The sequence below is a fragment of the Brevibacillus soli genome, from assembly GCF_044759095.2.
Lineage (GTDB): Bacteria > Bacillota > Bacilli > Brevibacillales > Brevibacillaceae > JBIYSM02.
The window spans coordinates 18669-36168 of sequence record NZ_JBIYSM020000018.1 but is presented as its reverse complement, the minus strand read 5'-3'; the positions used below and the strand labels follow the sequence as shown (position 1 = coordinate 36168).

Below are 17500 nucleotides of genomic sequence, written 5' to 3'. Positions count from 1 at the left end.
TGCGCAGCCACACCAGGTTCATGCAAAAAAAGAACGAAAGCAGCAACGGCTTTCGTTCTTTTCAAAAAACGGCGGGAATCACGCATGTGGTTTTGTTGATCGACTGTACATTCCAACGCTTCACGCCGCTCACCTCTTTGGTCGGTTGTAATCGTCAAATCTACGTTATTTTATTCAATACCGTCAGGAAAGTCAAATCCTTTTCGCTCCCCCGTTTCCTAGCTTGTTGGAAAATTTTTTCCCGTAACATTTTTGGAACTCCATCGTCAGAAAAGCGAATACAGATATACAGAAACGGGGGGCAACATGATGAAATGGAAAGGATTTCTTCTGTTGCTGATTGGCTTTGCGTTGCTCTACGCGGTTCAGTACGGAAACATCGCAACAGGTTCGTATGTCGACGCTGGCAAAACGGAATACATTCACACAAAAGTGGTAAACGGCGAAAACAAGCAGCGCTTTTTCAGCGAAGTCCACAACGGTTCTTCTGTCCGCTGGAACTACGACGTATACACGACTGAAGGCGATCCCATACACTGCACGCTGGAATATGACGCCAATCGGCACGAGTATCAGATCACGATTGACACAAGGGATGACAAATTCGGCCATCCTTCCGTCACCGTGATCAACTGCAAGGGATACAGCTACGAGGAAGATCAACTGACAAGCTGCGACCAGCCGCCCGGAATTGTACCGCTGGAAGGCGAAACGGTTCATCCAAAATGAACAAACAGGCACGCTCCCACAAATGGGCGTGCCTGTATCACGATTGTCGATCGTTATGGCTCGGAACGGAAGCGCCCCTGGTTTAGCTTGCTGTGATTTCGTCCGTACATGAAGTAAATGACGGAACCGATCAGCAGCCAAATGAGGAAGCCGATTTTCGTGCTGGCCGGCAGGCTTATTACCAGATAGCCGCAGAAGATGACGGCCAGGATGGGAATCAGCGGTACCAGCGGAACGCGGAAAGCGCGGCGAAGCTCAGGATTGGTACGGCGCAGAATGACTACCCCGATGGATACGAGAATAAAGGCGAACAGCGTCCCGATATTGGTCAGTTCAGCCAGCTTGCCCAGTGGAACAAGACCGCTGAAAATCGCGGCCAGGGCACCTACGATCCAGGTGCTTTGTCTGGGCACCTGCTTTTTCTCGCTGACGCGGGAAAAGATCCCCGGCAGCAGACCGTCTCGACTCATGGCGTAGAAGAGTCGAGTCTGTCCGTACATCATGACGAGCAGTACAGTCGTGATCCCTGTGATTGCCCCGAGTGAGATGAAACCGGCTACCCAGTCCTGTTGAACATAAGAGAGAGCGAACGCGACCGGATTTTTTACATTCAATTCTGTGTATGGCACAATCCCCGTAAGAACCAGAGAGACTGCAATATACAGAGACGTACAAATCAAGAGAGAGGCAATGATACCGATCGGCATGCTCCGCTGCGGATTGCGCACTTCTTCCGCAGCCGTGGAGACCGCATCAAAGCCGATAAAGGCGAAGAACACCGTTGCGGCGCCCGCAGCTACACCGGAGAATCCAAACGGCATGAACGGCGTCCAGTTTTCCGGTTTGACATAGCCGATACCGACGACAAGAAAGAGCAGAATCACGGTTACTTTGATCAACACCATGAGGTTGTTAAAGCGAGCCGATTCCCGCGTTCCCTGCGTCAGCAGCATGGTGATGACAAAAATGATCAACACGGCAGGCAAGTCAATAAAGGTGCCTTTTTCCGGATTCCAGGCGCTGGTCAGTGCAGTTGGCAAAGAAATGTCAAAGCCGGCCAACAGTCCCTGGGCATAGCCGGACCAACCGCTTGCAACCGCAGCCGATGCCACCCCGTACTCCAGGATCAAATCCCATCCCAAAATCCACGCGACAAGCTCCCCGAACGCAGCATAGCTGTAGGTGTATGCACTTCCGGAAACAGGTACGGTAGAGGCGAACTCCGCATAGCACAACGCCGCAAATACGCATGCCAGTCCGGAAAGAATAAAAGACAGCACCAATGCCGGACCTGCGTGCTCGGCGGCAGCCACTCCGGTCAGAACGAAAACGCCCGTTCCGATGATGGCCCCGATCCCCAACATGGTTAAATCAAATGCGCCCAACGCCTTTCGAAGCGCTCCCTGTTTCCCGGAGGCTTGTTCCAGCAGCTCTGAAATTGGTTTTTTTCTCAACAAACTCATGCAAGCGAACCCCCGGTGTCAAATAGATCTGTTCGTGTTTAGTTTGATAGAAGACAGGCCAAAATATCAAACATGATAGCCATTATACATTGTCATATTTATCAGAACAATATAGTAAAATATAAAAGAATTGATAAAATATTTTTCATTTAAATTTATTTATCAATAAATTAAAGGGCGCAGCCTTTGGTGAAGTAACAAGAAACGATAGCTTGGGGAAGAGTTGAGTTAGACCTGTAAACCTGAAGTATTTTGCAACACAACTCTCCAACCGTCAGGATCTTCGATCGTAATGCCATTCCTTTTCCAATACGGGTTTTCAGGCTCAACAGGGTAATAACCCATCCTGTTTAATCTCTCGACAATTTTGTCTCTAGCTTGTTTGTCAGGGAGATAAAACACAAGTAAATTGTCTTTCGATGGAGGCAAACATGGAACGCCATCTTCCTGTTGGGTAAACTCCAAATGATATTCTACCCCCGGCAAACCAAACATAACACCGTCATATCCATCGTGACCGGTGAATCCTCCGACTTGAGTTAATCCCATTCCGTCACGATAGAATTCGATTATTTTTTCTAACTGGTGGGTGGGACGCGCAATCCTAAATTGCACTACGGGCAGAGATTCCGTCCAATCATTTTGCATATGTATGCCCCCTACAATATTTTGTGAAAATGTGGAGTGCCGTCTGAATGGCGTACTCCGCTTGAGAATTATTTTATGGCAATTCCGCAAATGGAAGCTATTGCTCAAAAGACGTAGGACCACATTCAGTCCGTGGACCGAGGCAAAACAGATACATTGACAAATCCAACGGTTTAAGATGACCAAAAAAAGAAGCAGGATACAACCTTTATGGTTACATCTTGCTTCTTACCATTTTTTACTTAGATCTCTATGGGAATGGCAAACCCACCGGCAAACAGGTAGAGATAGCTCTCCGCCACCTGACGCGACGGCCAAATTTGTTCAATCGCCCGAACGTAAAGGCGGATCTGCCCGGCGTATCTTTCCCTCAGTTCGGCGATGACGCTCGGTGACGGCTCCGCGGCAATCCAGTCCGTCTTAAAGTCGATCAGTATCAGCTTGCCGTCCGCCTCTTCCAGCAGACAGTCGATAACCCCCTGCACGATGATGCGCTCTTCGCTCTGTTCACCGATTTTCTGTTCCACCTCATAGGCCGGGATGGCCATGGTAAACGGCAGCTCCCGGTGAACCGCTTTGGCTCGCTTCATTCTCTGTCCCAGCGGTGAAGCGAAAAACCGGGCGATTTGTGCCGCATCGACAGCCTGCGCCTGCTCCTGTGTCATAAACTGGCGGGCTGCCAGAGAGGCGATTTGCTCCTGCACGTCAGCCTCGTCAAGCGACCGGGTCAGGTCCACGTGCTGCATGACCGTATGCATCATGGTTCCCACTTCCGCACGGGTGAAGCGGTGCGACTTCCGTTCGGCCAGAAAGCGCGGCTTTTGTGTGATGACAGGGAGCTTCATCCTGCTTCCGCCCTTCAGTGCAGCCCGCTGTTTCAGGTCGCTGACGCTCCATTTGGCCGCCACCAGAGAGGTATACGGCTGTGGGTCGCGCCAGTTTAACCGACGTTCCACCAGGTTACGGTATTGCGGGTCTGTCGGGCGGTCCGCGACGGCTTCACGTCTGACCAACCGCTCCCAGACGTCTCGTTCCTCCCTCTGCCGCTCCGCTTCCTTTTGCAGCTCATCCGCCTGGTAAAAGTGAAAGGACCAGCGGGAGTCGTCCAAAACGGTGCGCACGCGAACCGGTTTGGCCTGCGCCATGCGCTTCAACGGGTACTCCCGCAGCGGCGCTGCTAGCGGATGGCGCAAAAGCGAGCGTCCGATCCAGTCCAGATAGCCTTTTGCCTGGGCCAGATCTTCGTCGCTCAACCGATCATCCGCATCCGTTTGATTCCCCCATTGCTCCACGCTTTTGCTCAAATCCCGGGCCGTTCCCACGAGAATCAGCTTCTCCCGGGCCCGTGTCAGCGCCACGTAAAGGACGCGCATCTCTTCCGCCAGCATTTCCCTGCGCAGCTGATGCTTGATCCCGAGCGCAGCCAGGCTGGGGTAGCGGAGGCGCAGCTGTGGATCGACCGCCAGCGGACCGAAGCCGAGATCCTTGTGCAGCAGGAACGAGCTTTTCATATCCAGCGTGTTGAACTGTTTCCCCAATCCGGCAACAAAAACGACGGGGAATTCAAGGCCTTTGCTTTTGTGGATCGTCATGATGCGGACGACATCTTCGTTCTCTCCAATGGTGCGCGCTTCACCCAGGTCGCTGCCCGCCTGCTGCAGCCGGTCCACCAGTCGCAGGAAGCGGAACAGGCCGCGGTACGACGCTGCTTCATATTGCCGCGCACGGTCGTATAAAGCACGGAGATTCGCCTGCCGCTGTTGACCGTTTTCAAAAGCGGCGACGTAGTCCAGATACCCTGTCTCCCGATACACCGAAGCGATCAGCTCGGCCAGGGAACCCTGTCTGGCCTGCGTCCGCCACGCCTCCAAACGACGGTAGAAAATCTGCAGCTTCTGCTGCCACGCTTCCTCGCAGGGCTGCTCGGCCTGATATTGACGCACCGCCTGGTAAAACGGTCCCGCCGGATAGTGAATGCGAATTTGCGCCAGCTGCTCTTCCCGAATGCCGACGATGGGTGAGCGGAGCACGGCCGCGAGCGGAATATCCTGCAGCGGATTGTCGATGAGGCGCAGCAGGGACAGCATGACCTCTACTTCCGTGGCCGCGAAATAGCCATCGTTCTGCTCCGCGTAGACGGGGATGCCAGCCGCACGCAGCTCCTCCATCATCGTCTGCCCCCAGCCGGCCGTAGCCCGGACCAGAATGACGATATCCCGGTAGGAAAGCGGTCGCATGCCTCCCTCCTTTTTATCGAAAACAAGCAGCGGCGCTTCTCCCTCGCCGGGCTGCATCCACCTGCGGATACGACTGGCGATCAGCCGCGCTTCCAGCTGCGCGACGCTTGCTTCCTCGGCCAGCTCCGCTCCGCTTGCGGGCACCCCGTTTTCCTCGCTCTCCGATGGTTCCTCCTCAACGCCTGCCTCAGCAGAACTTCTGTCGATCAAATGAACTTCCGCCTGCAGCCTCTCCGCCTCTGCCTCCGGATAGCTGGCCCGGCCGATCAGCTCAGCAGCGCGGTCGTAGTCGATTTCTCCCACGCCCGGAGACATGATCTGCCGGAACAGGTAGTTTACCGCGTCCACTACTTCCCGCCGGCTGCGGAAGTTGGCCGCCAAATCGATGCGCATGCCTTCTGTCGAATCTTCCGCCGTTTTGCCGTACGTCAGATATTTCTCCATAAAAAGCTTTGGTTCCGCCAGGCGAAAACGGTAAATGCTCTGTTTGACATCTCCCACCATAAAGCGGTTGGAAGCCCCGTTCGTAAGCGCGTCGCGGGACACCATCCGCAATATCGTCTCCTGGACCAGGTTGATATCCTGATACTCGTCCACCAGCACCTCGGCAAACTGTTCCCGCAGCTGGCGTGCAATGGCAGATGGAACAATCGCCCCGTGCTCGTCCCGCTCCGTCAACAGCAGCAGGGCGAGGTGTTCCAGGTCGCTGAAATCGACCAGCGAACGAAAGCGTTTTTCCTGCCGGAAGGCGTCATCGTACTCCGCTACCAGCCGTGCCAGCGTAGCCATGTAGGGAGCAAGCCGCCGCAAGTCAGCCAGATACTGATCAGCAGCCGTGGAAAAGTACTCTTCGCAGATGTCGCTCAATCGCTTTTTCACTTCGTTGCGCAGATCCTGTACCTGCTTTTTCAGCAGATCATCCACATCTTTTACCGGCGGGAGCCTTTGAAACGCAACGTTTTTCACGGCTTCTTCCACCGCCTCCCACCCTGTTTCACAGGCGGCTCGTGCGCGAGAGACGGCAGCCGCTTCCGCTTCCAAAAGCGGCAGATACGCTTGGGGACCCTCCGGCGAGGCAGCAAGGCTGACTGCCCGTTTGGCGCGGGACTCCAGCGCCTGCAATTCAAGCTGAAGGGAACGCAGAACGCTGCTTGTCCAGGCCAGTGAATCCAGCCGCGTGCCTTCCTCCACGGCAAACATCGCCGCTGCTTCTTCCAGCCAACGATTCGGCTCGGGATGACTGCGGGAAAAGTCATACAGGCGCATCAACAGCCCGGCGATCGCCTGATCGTCCTGCCCGTCCAGCAGGATGTCGGCCAAGGCGTGAAAATCAGGATCCTGGGCATACCACTCCTCCAGTTTCCCTTCCAGCACATCCTGCCTCAACAGTTCCGTCTCCGTCTGGTCGGCGATGCGAAAGTCCGGGTCCAGGTCAACCAGATAGTAATACTGGCGAAGCAGTCCCAAACAAAACGAATGAAGAGTGGTGATCGTCGCCCGTTGCAAGAGGGCCAGCTGCCGGCGAAGATGGGCGGAATGCGGCTCCGCCTTCAACGCTTTGCGAAGGGCATCCCCGATGCGGTGTCGCATTTCCGCTGCAGCCGCATTGGTAAAGGTGACGACGAGCAACTGGTCGACGCCGACCGGTTCAGCCGTATCGGTAATTCGCCGGATGATCCGCTCCACCAGGACCGACGTTTTTCCCGAACCGGCAGCAGCTGCCACCAGCACATTTTGTCCCCGCTGGGTAATCGCCTGCCATTGTTCGTCTGTCCATTGATCAGGCTTTGCCTGCGTCATGACCCATCTCCCCTCTCTTGCCGTTCCTGCAGCATGCTCCAGATCTCCGGGTTTTTCCACTTGTTGATGATTCTCGGTTCGTTTCCTTCCATGGCGGCGTCGTACTGACAGACCGGCTTGTAAACGCAGCGGTCGCAGGCGAGAGACGTCCCCTGCGTATAAGGTGCGATTTGAATGTCACCACTCGTCATGCGCAGGGTGATGTCTTTCACCGTCTCGCGTACGTATGTCTGAAGCCACTGGAACTGGTCAGAGGTGGCGACCGATGAGTGTGCCGTAAAGCCGCCGTCCTTTTTCAGCCCGAACGGCAGCAGCTCGGATGAGCCCTGCTCCACCTGGCTGTCCATCATGCGGGCCAGTTCCGGGTCAGCGAGCATCAGCCCTTTCATCCGCAGCTTTTTCGCACGCTCTCTCGCTGCTTCGTCAGGCGTAAGCAGGCGCTTGGCCGTGACGAACGGATCGGCCACCTGGTAGTAGAAGACCCCGCCAACCTCCGCTTTTCTGCCCAACCACGCTTCCGCATTGGTGACGACCACGTCCAGATAGACGAGCAGCTGCAGATTCAGTCCGTTCCAGACGTCGGACAACGCCAGCTGTTTCGGACTGGACTTGTAGTCAATCACGCGCAGATAGGGAACCTCGCCGTCGAGCGATTGATCCACCCGGTCGATCCTCCCGATCAACTGCAGGCGTACGTCGTTGGGCAGCACGAGCGACAGTCCCGGCAGCTCTCCGCCCGGTCCAAACGAAACCTCCAAACCCACAGGGGCAAACCGGCTGCGCTTGGCGTGCTCGCCCAGCACGTAAATCGCCCTGCCTACCGCCCGCTTTAATTTTCCTGTCAAATAGCGATAGCGTGCAGTCCGGGTCAAAATACTGCTGCGCGTGGCGGGAACCAGTTCGTCAACGACTTCGTGGGCCAGCTCCATGCTGTTCGATTCGGTCAGGCGCCCCCATTCCAGGTTCTCCTGGTTCATCTTTTCCACAGCGCGCTTCAGCGAGGCGTGAAACAGCTCCCCCACGTCAAACCGTTCCAGCTTGTACAGCTTCCGTTCCGACAGCTTCAGCCCATGCGAGGAAAAGTGGGAGAACGGACAAGACTGGAACCTCTCCAAACGGGAGACACTCATGCGCAGCTGCTTTCCGTATAGCTCCATACTGGTTTGTCCGGATAGCGGACGCGGCCGGTTGGAATAGGCAAGCCCGGAGAGCAGCCAGCGCTCCCGCCGCCCATCGGCTGAGTTGTGCAGAAACCAGTCGTACACCTCCCACCAGAAGACCGGCAAAGTACCTCCCTTTTTCACCTGGCGAAGCAGTGTCAGGAGATGGCGAAACACCTGATGGGGTCTGCCGAGCAAAAAGGCATCTGCCTGCGGCTCACCGGTCGGTTCGTTGTGGAAGAAGCGATGTTGCACATCCGGAATCACCTCTTTTATGCGCGTGAAAGCAGCGGACGGCAGCAGCGCCTTCCCTTCCTCGTCTGCGAGCGCGCAACTCAGGTACAACCGCTCGGATGGGCGGGTCATCGCCTGATACAGCAGATACTGTTCGGCCATGAGACGCTGCTTGGCGGTCGGAGCCAGCTCAAGCCCCAGCTCAGCCAGGCGTTCCCGTTCCGCCTCGTCCAATATGCCGTCTTCCTTGGGGCGAAGCGGAATCACCCCGTCGTTTACCCCCAGGATAAACAAGGCTTTCACATCCGGTTGTCGCGAACGCTCCATGGACCCGACCAGCACCTGGTCAAGCGCCGGCGGAACAAGTCCCAGCTGGATGCTTTCCAGGCCGCTTTCAAGAATGCGGGCGAAAGTAGGAATGTCCATCGTCTCATCGCCCATCACTTCCACGATCTGGTCAAACAGCTCCATCAATCCGTTCCACACCTGGCTGTGTTCACGAGCCGCCTCCAAATCGCCCAGTTCTTCCGCCACCTGCTGCCATACTTCCAGCTTCTGCGCCGCGTTTACCTCGGCGACAAATTGATAGAGCGCAGCAGTCATTTCCCTCACGTTTTGTTCCGACGCTTTCCTGATCGACTCCCCAAAGGCCAGCAACGGACGGGCATAACGCCGCCTGATATCGTCGATGCGGGAAAAGTCTCCCTCCGCTTGCCCGTGAAATTCCCATGCCGCTTCGTCCGCCCAGTGGGAACCGTAAACGCCGTAAGCCAGCACGTAGTTTTCCAGGAGGTCTACTTCGTGACGGGACGTGTACGTATCAACTTCCTCCGGTACGATCAGGTCCGTTTTCAGACAGCGAAATACTGCTTCGTACCGCCAGTTCGTCGCAACCGCATCCAGAGCGGAGCGGACCAATTCGATGAGAGGATGGTGCAATACCGTCCGCTTCTGATCCAGAAAGAAGGGAATTCCGTAATCGGTGAACACATTGGCGATCTCATCCGCATACGTTCCGATCTCACGAAGCAGAATCGCCATGTCTCTCCAGCGGTAGCCTTCTTCCCGGGCCAGGGTCAGGATCTGCAGCGCGACCGCCTCTACTTCGGCTCGCCGGTTTGCTGCCGTAAAGAGGACCACCTCGTCAGTGCGAGCAGGGGCCGGCGGATCGCCTGGGTCGCCCCATTGAAAATAATGCGATTCAATCTGCCCAAGCCATGGACTGTCGGCAAACCGGCGAGGTTCATCCAGGAGAATCGGTTTATCCACTTCCACCCCTGTTTCCCGTGCCATCGTCAACAGTGCCTGATAGGTTTTCTGCGTCGGGTAGAAAAGGTTGAGCTCATCCGGCGAAGAGTTCCGCTCCTGCGGGTCGAGGCAGAGCCCGATCGTCAACCGTTTGGCGTGAACCATCAGCTGTTCGATGATGCGGTACTCCTGATTGGTAAAGCCGCTAAAGCCGTCCATATAGATTTCCGCCTGGCGGATGTAGGCCGACTGTCCGATCATGACCGCCACTCTGGTCAACATGTCGTCCACGTCGTAGTACGTATCCGTGAGATACCCCTCGTAGGCGTTCATGATCAGGTGAAGGTCGTGAATCTTTTGGTTGAGTGCGGCGCTGCCCCAATCCAGGTTTTCCAGGTGGGTAAAGGTGATCCCGTACGATTTGCATTCGCTGATCATCCGCCCCAGCTGTGCGGCAAAACCGGGCTGCACAGCGCTGCGGTGAAACGCCTGCAGCTCGCCCTTGTGCCGTTCCAGCAGCATGCGCAGCACCATGTGCTTGCCCCGTTCATCCACCGGCAGAAGCGTCAGACCGCCCAGCTCCTGCAGCAGTCGGTAGGCCAGACGGCCAAAGCTGAGCACTTGTGTTCCGATCACACCCCCCAATCCGGGCAGAGTGGCCAATGCGTATTCCGCCTGAAACGTGGCCTGTTCGGGAACCAGAAAGATAAACGGCGTCCCTGCCGGGTCTGCCGACAGACGTTTCCGCATCTGTTCCAGCATGTAGCTCGTCTTCCCTGTCCCCGCTCGTCCAAGGACAAATTGGACCGCCATCGGTCTTCCCCCTTTCTATTCCATTTCCAGTTGGATTCGGCTGCCCGCTCCCAAAGGCTCAGCGGGCGTCACGACCAGTCGACGCGGCATTCGCACGCGCATCTCCGGCACGTGGCTGATGACACCGATGGTGAAGTCGCTCATGCGCAGGCGTTCCAGCGCATCCAGCACCACCTCAAGCAAGTCGGGGTCGAGTGTCCCGAAGCCTTCGTCCAGGAAAAAGAACTCCAACCGTCCGCCGCGCATCTGAATCTCCACCGACAAGGCGAGTGCCAGCGAAAGCGAGGTCAAAAACGTCTCTCCTCCGGACAAGGTGCCGACCGGGCGCCGCATTCCGCCTGCTCCCTCGTCGCGCAGCACAAATTCTCCTTCGTCCCCGATCTCCAAAGCGTACCGGTTCTTGGTCATCCGCCTCAGGTGATAGGAGGCGTCACGGGCAATGGAGGCCAGCTTTTCCTCCGCGATAAACTGGACAAAGGCCTTTCCTTCAAACAGTTTCTTCAACTCTTCGAGGCGGCTCTGTTCATCCGATTGTTCCGCCAGTCTTTCCTGAAGCTGCTGCCATTTTTCATGATTGCTTTCAATTCGGGTAAGTGTCTGTCTGGCGACGGCCACCTGGTCTTTGACGACCTGGAAGGTCTGCTCCAGCTCATCCCACGTCTGCATGGCTGCGCTCCACTGCTCTTCGCTGACAAATCTTCCAGCCAACGCCTGGGACAGTCGCTGCTCGTCGTAACGGGCTTGCTTCAGAGCCTCTTCGTACTCCGTCACCTGTTTCCTGTAGGCGGGGAGACGATCCCTCTCGCCGTACAGCTGATCGATTCGTTCAGCCGATCCGATGCCGCTCTGCATCATCGCTTCCTGCAGCGCCGCCTCCGCATCTGCCCGCTGGCGCGTCAATCCGGCGTATGCCTCGGAGTTTTTCACCAGGTCTTCCTGCACCTGCTGCCGCACCGCCAAAGTCTGCTTGCGCTCTTCCTCCGCTTCCTGTACCGCCGCGCGCAGCTTGGCCAGCGCCTCCTCCACTGCGATCATCCGCTGATTCGCAGGTTCACCGCCCGTACGCTCCAGCCACAAGCGGTACCTCTGCTCAAAGAGACGCTTCTTTTCTTCCTTCCGCTCGCGCAAAGTCTCCTGCCTCAGCAACAGCTCCGTGCGCTTCGCTTTGGCCGCTTCCCAGCCGGCAAGAAACTGCTTTTTCCGCGCTTCCCGCTCCGCTCTCGCATGCTGCAGCTGCTCCAGCTTTCGGTCCAATTCCCCGATCGCTTCGTAGCGGGCCTCGATCTCGTCGACCCGCAGTTCGCCCCGCAATTTGTGCAGCGCTTCCTCTGCAAGTTTCGTCTGTTCCTGCGCGGTTTTCAGTCGAACGTTCAGCTCGGTCAGCTTCTCCTCCCGCTGCTCCAGCAGGATGGCCTGGCGCTCGTACAGGCTTTTCTGCTCGATCTCCCGCTCCCGCAGCTGACTGCACTGCTGCTGCAGCTGCTCCAGAGCGGCTTTCGCCCGTTCACGCTCTTCCAGCTGCATCCGCAGGTGCCCGTCCGCCCGCTGATACGCCTCCAGCAGCTGCCCGATCTCGGCGGCCTCCCAGTCTGAGCCGAGATTCCCGCACTCCTGGCGAATCTCTTCCACTCGGCGGTGAATCGCCTCCCGTTCTTCTTCGAGGACGTTTTTCCGCTGGACAAGGGCTGCCTGCTCCAGTTTTGCGGCCTGCAGCAGCTCTAAAGCAGCCTGCACCTGTCGTTCGGCAGCCTGCAGCGCTTCTTCGGCCGCCTTTGCCTCCTTGCGCAGCTGTTCCCCTGCTTTTTCATGCTCGCTGTCACTGTCGGAAGCAGCAGTCTGACGGGGATGATGGGTGGAGCCGCATACCGGACACTCTTCACCGTCCACCAGCGTGCCGCGCAGGACGCGGGCCATATTGGCCTGCTGCCAGTCGTTCCACGCGTGCCGCACCGCTTCCAAAGCCAGCCGTTGTTCATCCCGCTTGGCTTCCTCCGCTTTCCACGCGGTCTCCAGGCTGGCTGTTCTGGCCTCGGCCTGCTGCCACTCCCGCTCCCACTGCATCCACTTTTCCTGCCGGATTGTCTCCAGAGCAAGCTGCTCCCGCCATTCCTTTCCGAGCTGTTTCACCTGCGCCAGCGTTTCCCGCCTTTTCTCCACATCCGCTTCCGACAAAAGCGGCTTCGTTTCATACTCCGCCAGCTTTTGTTTTGCTTGCTCATGCGCCTGCGCACTTTCCTGCCAAACGATTTTGAGCCGCTCCGCTTCCGCTAAAAGGGCCTGCCGCTCCTTTAGTACCTGCGAGAGTTCCTGTTCCAGCTCCAGCTGTTTCGCCTGTTCACGCTCCCAGTTTCGCTTCGCCTCCCTCGCTTCCGCGATCTGCCTGCGCATTTCCGGCGTTACCGTCGCAGCCTGCATTTGCTCCGACAGCAGGGTGGACTCCCGCTCCAACACCTCCAACTGCTCCTCGTCCTGCTTCAGCCGTTTGGTGACCTGCTCCTGCTCGCCGGCGACAGAGAGGAGCTCCTGTTGGACTGCGGACAATTCCGCTTTGAGCGCCTCCAGTTCCTTCTCCCACTCGATCGCCTGAACCAGCCCGCTCTTTTGTTCAATCAGCAGCGGCTCGTCCATTCGCAGCTGCGCCTGACGCTCTTGGTAAGACTGCTCTGCTGCCTCATGCGCTGCTGCCGCCGATTCCTGCTTCTCCCGCTGCTGCTTCAGTACTTCCGCAGTGGCGCTCCACTCCGCGTCGATTTGCTGCCATTTTTGCTTCAGGGGCCAGAGAACAAGACTGGCTTCCAGCTCCCGGATCCGTTCGGAGAGTTCAGCCATCTCCTCTTGGCGGGCAGCAAGCAGGCTGATCCGCTCTTGAACGGCTGCATGTTCTTTCTGCCACAGGTAGACCTGCTTCATTTCCTCCATCTGCTGCTGCAGCGCCTGCTTTTGCTGACTGTACGCCTGCTCCTGCCCGATGGCGGACTCCAGCGCGCTTCTTGCTTCGAGCAGCGCTTGTGGCCCTACGTCTCCCAACGCCGCCAATTCCAGCTGGAGGCGGTGCATCTCCGCTTTTACCTGTTCAAGGGCTGCGCGTACCCGCTCGTTCAGTTTTTCGCCATAGATATGTAATCCGAACATCCTCTGCAGCATTTCGTTCCGCTCGCTGCCCTTCAGAGTCAGGAATCGGGAGAACTGCCCCTGCGGCAGAACCACCGCCCGGGTAAAGTCCTGCAGGGTCAGGCCAATCAGCGACTCGATCGCCGCCGTGGCTCCGCTTGCCTTTGATTCCAGCACGACATCCGCTTCTCCGGGCGCTCTGCCGCATTGAATGAGACGAACCTCAGGCTGGCGGCGGTTGCCTTTTTTGTCGATGCCAAACTCCCGCTCGATCGTGTATCGGCGGCGCTCCTCCGCCCGGCCGATTTCAAAAGTGAACGAAACGAAAACACGCTGTTCCAGCTGGTTGAGCACGTCTTTCGGATGCGTTCCTCCGCCCAGGCGCACCACCTGCCCGTACAGCGCCAGCGTAATGGCGTCCAGGATGGTGGACTTTCCGCTGCCGGTAGGACCAAAAATGCCGAACAGTCCCGCTTCACAGAGCGTCTCGAAGTCAACCTCCTGCATCTCCCGGTAGCTGTGCAAACCGGCCAGTTTCAAGCGTATCGGCCTCATTCCAGGTCACCTCTCCCTTCCTCATCCACCAGCAGCCGCTCGAACAGCGCCACGACGCGTTCGTCAGGCTGTGTGCCGCGCTTCCGTTCGTAAAAGCGCCGGAACAGCTGTTCCGGCTGCAGTTCCGACAAATCCTTGCGCTCGCCAGCCGCCTCTTCCTCCCGCTCCTCGCGCACCAGGACACGCTGGATTTTGACAAAATCGTCACTCAGCTTGCGCAAGCGTTGAAATTCGGCCGGGTCAATCACGTCTGACACATGCAGCTCCAGCTCGATCCATGCTCCGGCATCCCTGCCCTCATCCAGCCACCGCTCCACCTGGGCGATGCCTTCCGTGGCCTTCCAACGGGCCAGCGGTTTCCCGCTCTGCAGGTAAACGATCTCTTCCTGTACAGGATGTCCCGGCACAATCTCCAGGACGACCACCGCCTTGCTCTGTCCCGCTTCCGAGAAGCTGTACGACAAGGGAGAGCCGCTGTAGCGAATGAGCGGCTTCTCACCCAATTTCTGCAGGCGGTGCAGGTGTCCGAGCGCTACGTAGTGCGCTTTTTCCGGGAAAGCAGACGGGGATACGGTCAATGCTCCGCCGATCTGAATGGGACGCTCTGAATCGGTCTCCTTTCCCCCCATGACAAACAGGTGGCTGGTTACCAGATTCACGGTATCGTCGCGAAACTTTTCGGAAAGCTCGGCAAAGAGCATTGCAATCCGCTCGGAAAACGCCTGCTGCATCTGCTCCTGGGTAAAGCTCTCGCTGATCAGCTCCTTTAAGCGCGATTCCGAAGGGTACGGCAATGCCAACACGACGGCGTGATGCTCCACGCCAGGGATGGCGATCTCAAACCATGACGGTCCGGCCGCCACGATACGCACCTGCTCCCCGTCAACATCCGAGCTGCTGATTTGCGGCGCTTCCTTCGGCAATCCCAGCAGCACAATACCGTGCTTGTATGCCAGCGGCGCCGCCGCCCGAACGCGCTCCGGCTGGTCGTGATTCCCGGCAATCACGACGACCCCACGCTTTCCTCCTGCCGCCAACCGCTCCAACGCCTCGTAGAACAGTTCCTCCGCCCAGGCAGGCGGGTTGACCGAGTCGTACACGTCCCCTGCGATCAGGACCAGGTCAATCTTCCGTTCGTCGGCAATCCGGCACAACTCGTCCACAAACGCCGCCTGCTCGCTCCGGCGGTCCCGCCCCTCCAGCTGCCTGCCGAAATGCCAGTCGGCTGTATGTAAAATACGCATCCTTCCACCATCCATCGATCATTTGTTTGCCTTATTATTGTAGCAGAAGACAGTGCCGGCAGCCGATGAAAAATGTGCCGGATGTAAGAAAACCCACCCGGCATTCGCTATTCTCACCCCACTCGGCGGTAGCTATCGCTAAGCCGAGTGGGGTCCCTTTTTTCGCCGGGCGGGGCCCCGAACACTTTTCTAGCAAATTCTTATACACCAAAAAAGCCGCAACCGGAACAACCCGGAAGCGGCTTTTATTTTCGCAGTTTCAAAGAATGCGGTGTCTTCAGCGACTGCACGCACATGTAGCACATGACACCGAACAGACAGGTAATCACAGCGGAGTGAAGCAAGGTCGCATAGAGATGGAGTTTGAAGTGAACCACCAGCCCGCCGCTCAGTACCTGAACGGTTACCAAACCAAAGGCAAGAATGCTGGCTTTGTAGAGATCACGACGTCCCTGTTTAAAATGGCGCACGGCATACAGCATTGCCGCAAGCAGCAGGAAAAACAGCAGCGCCGCTCCCACCCGATGGATAAACTGAATGCCGGCCTGACCGGCGAGATCGGGAATGAGCTTGCCCTGACACAGCGGCCAGTCTGTACATCCCATACTGGAACCCGTGTGCCGTACGTACGCTCCCAGGTAAACGACCCCGTAAGCGTAGGCCGTCACCGCCCAGATGTAGTTGCGAAAGCGGACAGAGACCGGCGCCTGCACGAGGCTCTCCATCCTTTCGCGCTGCAGGACAAAGATCGTCAGCAGCAGCACCCCCGTAAACGCCAGCAGCGAGAATCCGAAATGAAGCGCCAGTACAGGAGAGGACTGGGGCCAAATAACCGCCGACGCTCCCAAGAGCGATTCCAGCACAATGAAGAAAAGGCCGAAGATCGCCAGGCCGCGCACTTCCCGGTTTCCTCTGTAACGGCGCCATGCCCACACGGAGAAAACGATGACGACAATCCCCGCAATTCCCGTAACCACCCGGTGCAGATATTCAATTATGGACTCCAGCGTGTACTCCGGCACCCATTTTCCGTTGCACAGCGGCCAGTCGTTTCCGCATCCCAAGGCCGACTCGGTCTTGGTGACGAGGGATCCGGCAATCATCACCAGGAACATCACGACAGTGGCCGTTATGGCGAGCCATTTCAGCATTTTATCCATGTGTAAAAACACCTAGCTTACGAAAGTATTTGCTCCCTACTCAAAATACAGAAACATCCCTTGCGATGCAAGAGATGTTCATTGGCAAATGTGAGCGTTGCGTGTCAAATGTTTTCTACAAGCGTGCTCACAACGACGGCGGCACAGAAAATGGTCAGGTAGAGAATCGAATAGCCAAACATCTTTTTCGCCCAGGCGATGTCATCATCGGTGTGAAAACCCTGATAAAGCAACACCAGATAAATCAGTCCCGTCACGGCAGCTACTGCCAGGTAGATGTATCCTACGTTCCCATGGAAAAAAAGCAGCAGGGACGCCGGGAGCAGCACAGCACCCCACAGGAACATCTGCCGTTTTGTTTCAGCAAAGCCTTTTACGACAGGCAGCATGGGCAGGTTGCCAGCCCGGTAATCCTCCACTTTCAGCATGGCCAGCGCCAGGAAGTGGGGCGGCTGCCAGAGGAACAGGATCAAAAAGAGAAGCCATGCGCTCATGTCCATGTTGTTCGTGACAGCCACCCAGCCGATCACGGGGGGCGCCGCTCCGGAGATACCGCCAATCACCGTGTTCAGGGAGGTGACCCGCTTCATTGGCGTGTAGATCAAGACGTAAAAGATATGCCCGATCAAGCCCCATACGGCAGCAAGCGGGTTGGCAAACACAGCGAGAACGACCAAACCTGCCAACAGCAGGGTAATCCCGAACAACAGGGCATTGCGGGGATGAATGCGTCCCGCCGCAATCCCGCGGTTCTTTGTACGCTTCATTTTCTGGTCCAGCTCGCGGTCGTAGTAGTTGTTCAACGCAGCACCAGAGGCGATCACCAGGGCGGTGCCGAGCATCGTCCACAACGCCAGTGCCCAATCAGGGGAGCCCGAGGAGGCCAGCCAAAACCCTGTAAACGTGGTCATCAAATTGGATATGGTAATGCCAGGCTTGGTCAAGTGCAGATAGTCGCTCCACGTAGCCGGTTGTGTCGATTGAGCCTGCATGGCGGAATCGGTCTCCAGCGATTCCTGCAGCGTAACTTGCTGATCCACGGATTACCCTCCTGTCCGATCATTTTTCCCTACACACATACTTACCACTTCGGGGTTG

General features: G+C 57.1%; 9 protein-coding genes. 1 reads left to right on the top strand and 8 read right to left on the bottom strand.

What is annotated here, in order from left to right:
• The first annotated feature begins 306 nt into the window (after positions 1-306).
• A complete protein-coding gene (locus ACE99V_RS09415; protein WP_400490825.1) occupies positions 307-729 on the top strand; it encodes a DUF4362 domain-containing protein in 423 nt (140 codons plus the stop codon).
• Positions 730-782: 53 nt separating this feature from the next.
• On the opposite strand, the gene bcaP is transcribed toward ACE99V_RS09415, so the two are convergent.
• From bcaP to cyoE, 8 genes are all read right to left on the bottom strand, one after another.
• Positions 783-2192 carry a branched-chain amino acid transporter BcaP gene (bcaP, locus tag ACE99V_RS09410; RefSeq protein ID WP_400490824.1) on the bottom strand — a complete coding sequence of 470 codons (1410 nt, stop codon included), beginning with the start codon at positions 2190-2192 and terminating at the stop codon, positions 783-785.
• A 228-nt stretch (positions 2193-2420) separates the two neighbouring features.
• Positions 2421-2840 carry a VOC family protein gene (locus ACE99V_RS09405; RefSeq protein ID WP_400490823.1) on the bottom strand — a complete coding sequence of 140 codons (420 nt, stop codon included), beginning with the start codon at positions 2838-2840 and terminating at the stop codon, positions 2421-2423.
• 242 nt (positions 2841-3082) lie between these two features.
• Entirely contained in the window at positions 3083-6877 is a 3795-nt protein-coding gene (addA, locus tag ACE99V_RS09400; RefSeq protein WP_400490821.1) for a helicase-exonuclease AddAB subunit AddA, read from the bottom strand.
• Positions 6874-10332 (bottom strand): helicase-exonuclease AddAB subunit AddB, encoded by a 3459-nt coding sequence (gene addB, locus ACE99V_RS09395; RefSeq protein WP_400490820.1) that lies wholly within the window; start codon positions 10330-10332, stop codon positions 6874-6876. The genes addA and addB overlap by 4 nt, the downstream gene beginning before the upstream one ends.
• A gap of 15 nt (positions 10333-10347) precedes the next feature.
• Positions 10348-13998: an SbcC/MukB-like Walker B domain-containing protein gene (locus tag ACE99V_RS09390; RefSeq protein WP_400490819.1), complete on the bottom strand. Its 3651-nt coding sequence runs from the start codon at positions 13996-13998 to the stop codon at positions 10348-10350.
• Complete coding sequence (locus tag ACE99V_RS09385) at positions 13995-15242, bottom strand: exonuclease SbcCD subunit D (RefSeq protein ID WP_400490818.1); 1248 nt, start codon at positions 15240-15242, stop codon at positions 13995-13997. Before ACE99V_RS09385 ends, ACE99V_RS09390 begins: the two co-directional genes overlap by 4 nt.
• Before the next feature lie 245 nt (positions 15243-15487).
• Positions 15488-16402, bottom strand: coding sequence for a COX15/CtaA family protein (locus ACE99V_RS09380; protein WP_400490817.1), 915 nt, complete (start codon positions 16400-16402; stop codon positions 15488-15490).
• Positions 16403-16506: 104 nt separating this feature from the next.
• Positions 16507-17442 (bottom strand): heme o synthase, encoded by a 936-nt coding sequence (gene cyoE / locus ACE99V_RS09375; protein WP_400490816.1) that lies wholly within the window; start codon positions 17440-17442, stop codon positions 16507-16509.
• Positions 17443-17500: the final 58 nt, after the last annotated feature.

Excerpts from the sequence above, each read along its gene's own strand:
- ACE99V_RS09415 (WP_400490825.1), top strand. The coding sequence starts at position 307 with ATGATGAAATGGAAAGGATTTCTTCTGTTGCTGATTGGCTTTGCGTTG.
- bcaP (WP_400490824.1), bottom strand. The coding sequence starts at position 2,192 with ATGAGTTTGTTGAGAAAAAAACCAATTTCAGAGCTGCTGGAACAAGCC.
- ACE99V_RS09405 (WP_400490823.1), bottom strand. The coding sequence starts at position 2,840 with ATGCAAAATGATTGGACGGAATCTCTGCCCGTAGTGCAATTTAGGATT.
- addA (WP_400490821.1), bottom strand. The coding sequence starts at position 6,877 with ATGACGCAGGCAAAGCCTGATCAATGGACAGACGAACAATGGCAGGCG.
- addB (WP_400490820.1), bottom strand. The coding sequence starts at position 10,332 with ATGGCGGTCCAATTTGTCCTTGGACGAGCGGGGACAGGGAAGACGAGC.
- ACE99V_RS09390 (WP_400490819.1), bottom strand. The coding sequence starts at position 13,998 with ATGAGGCCGATACGCTTGAAACTGGCCGGTTTGCACAGCTACCGGGAG.
- ACE99V_RS09385 (WP_400490818.1), bottom strand. The coding sequence starts at position 15,242 with ATGCGTATTTTACATACAGCCGACTGGCATTTCGGCAGGCAGCTGGAG.
- ACE99V_RS09380 (WP_400490817.1), bottom strand. The coding sequence starts at position 16,402 with ATGGATAAAATGCTGAAATGGCTCGCCATAACGGCCACTGTCGTGATG.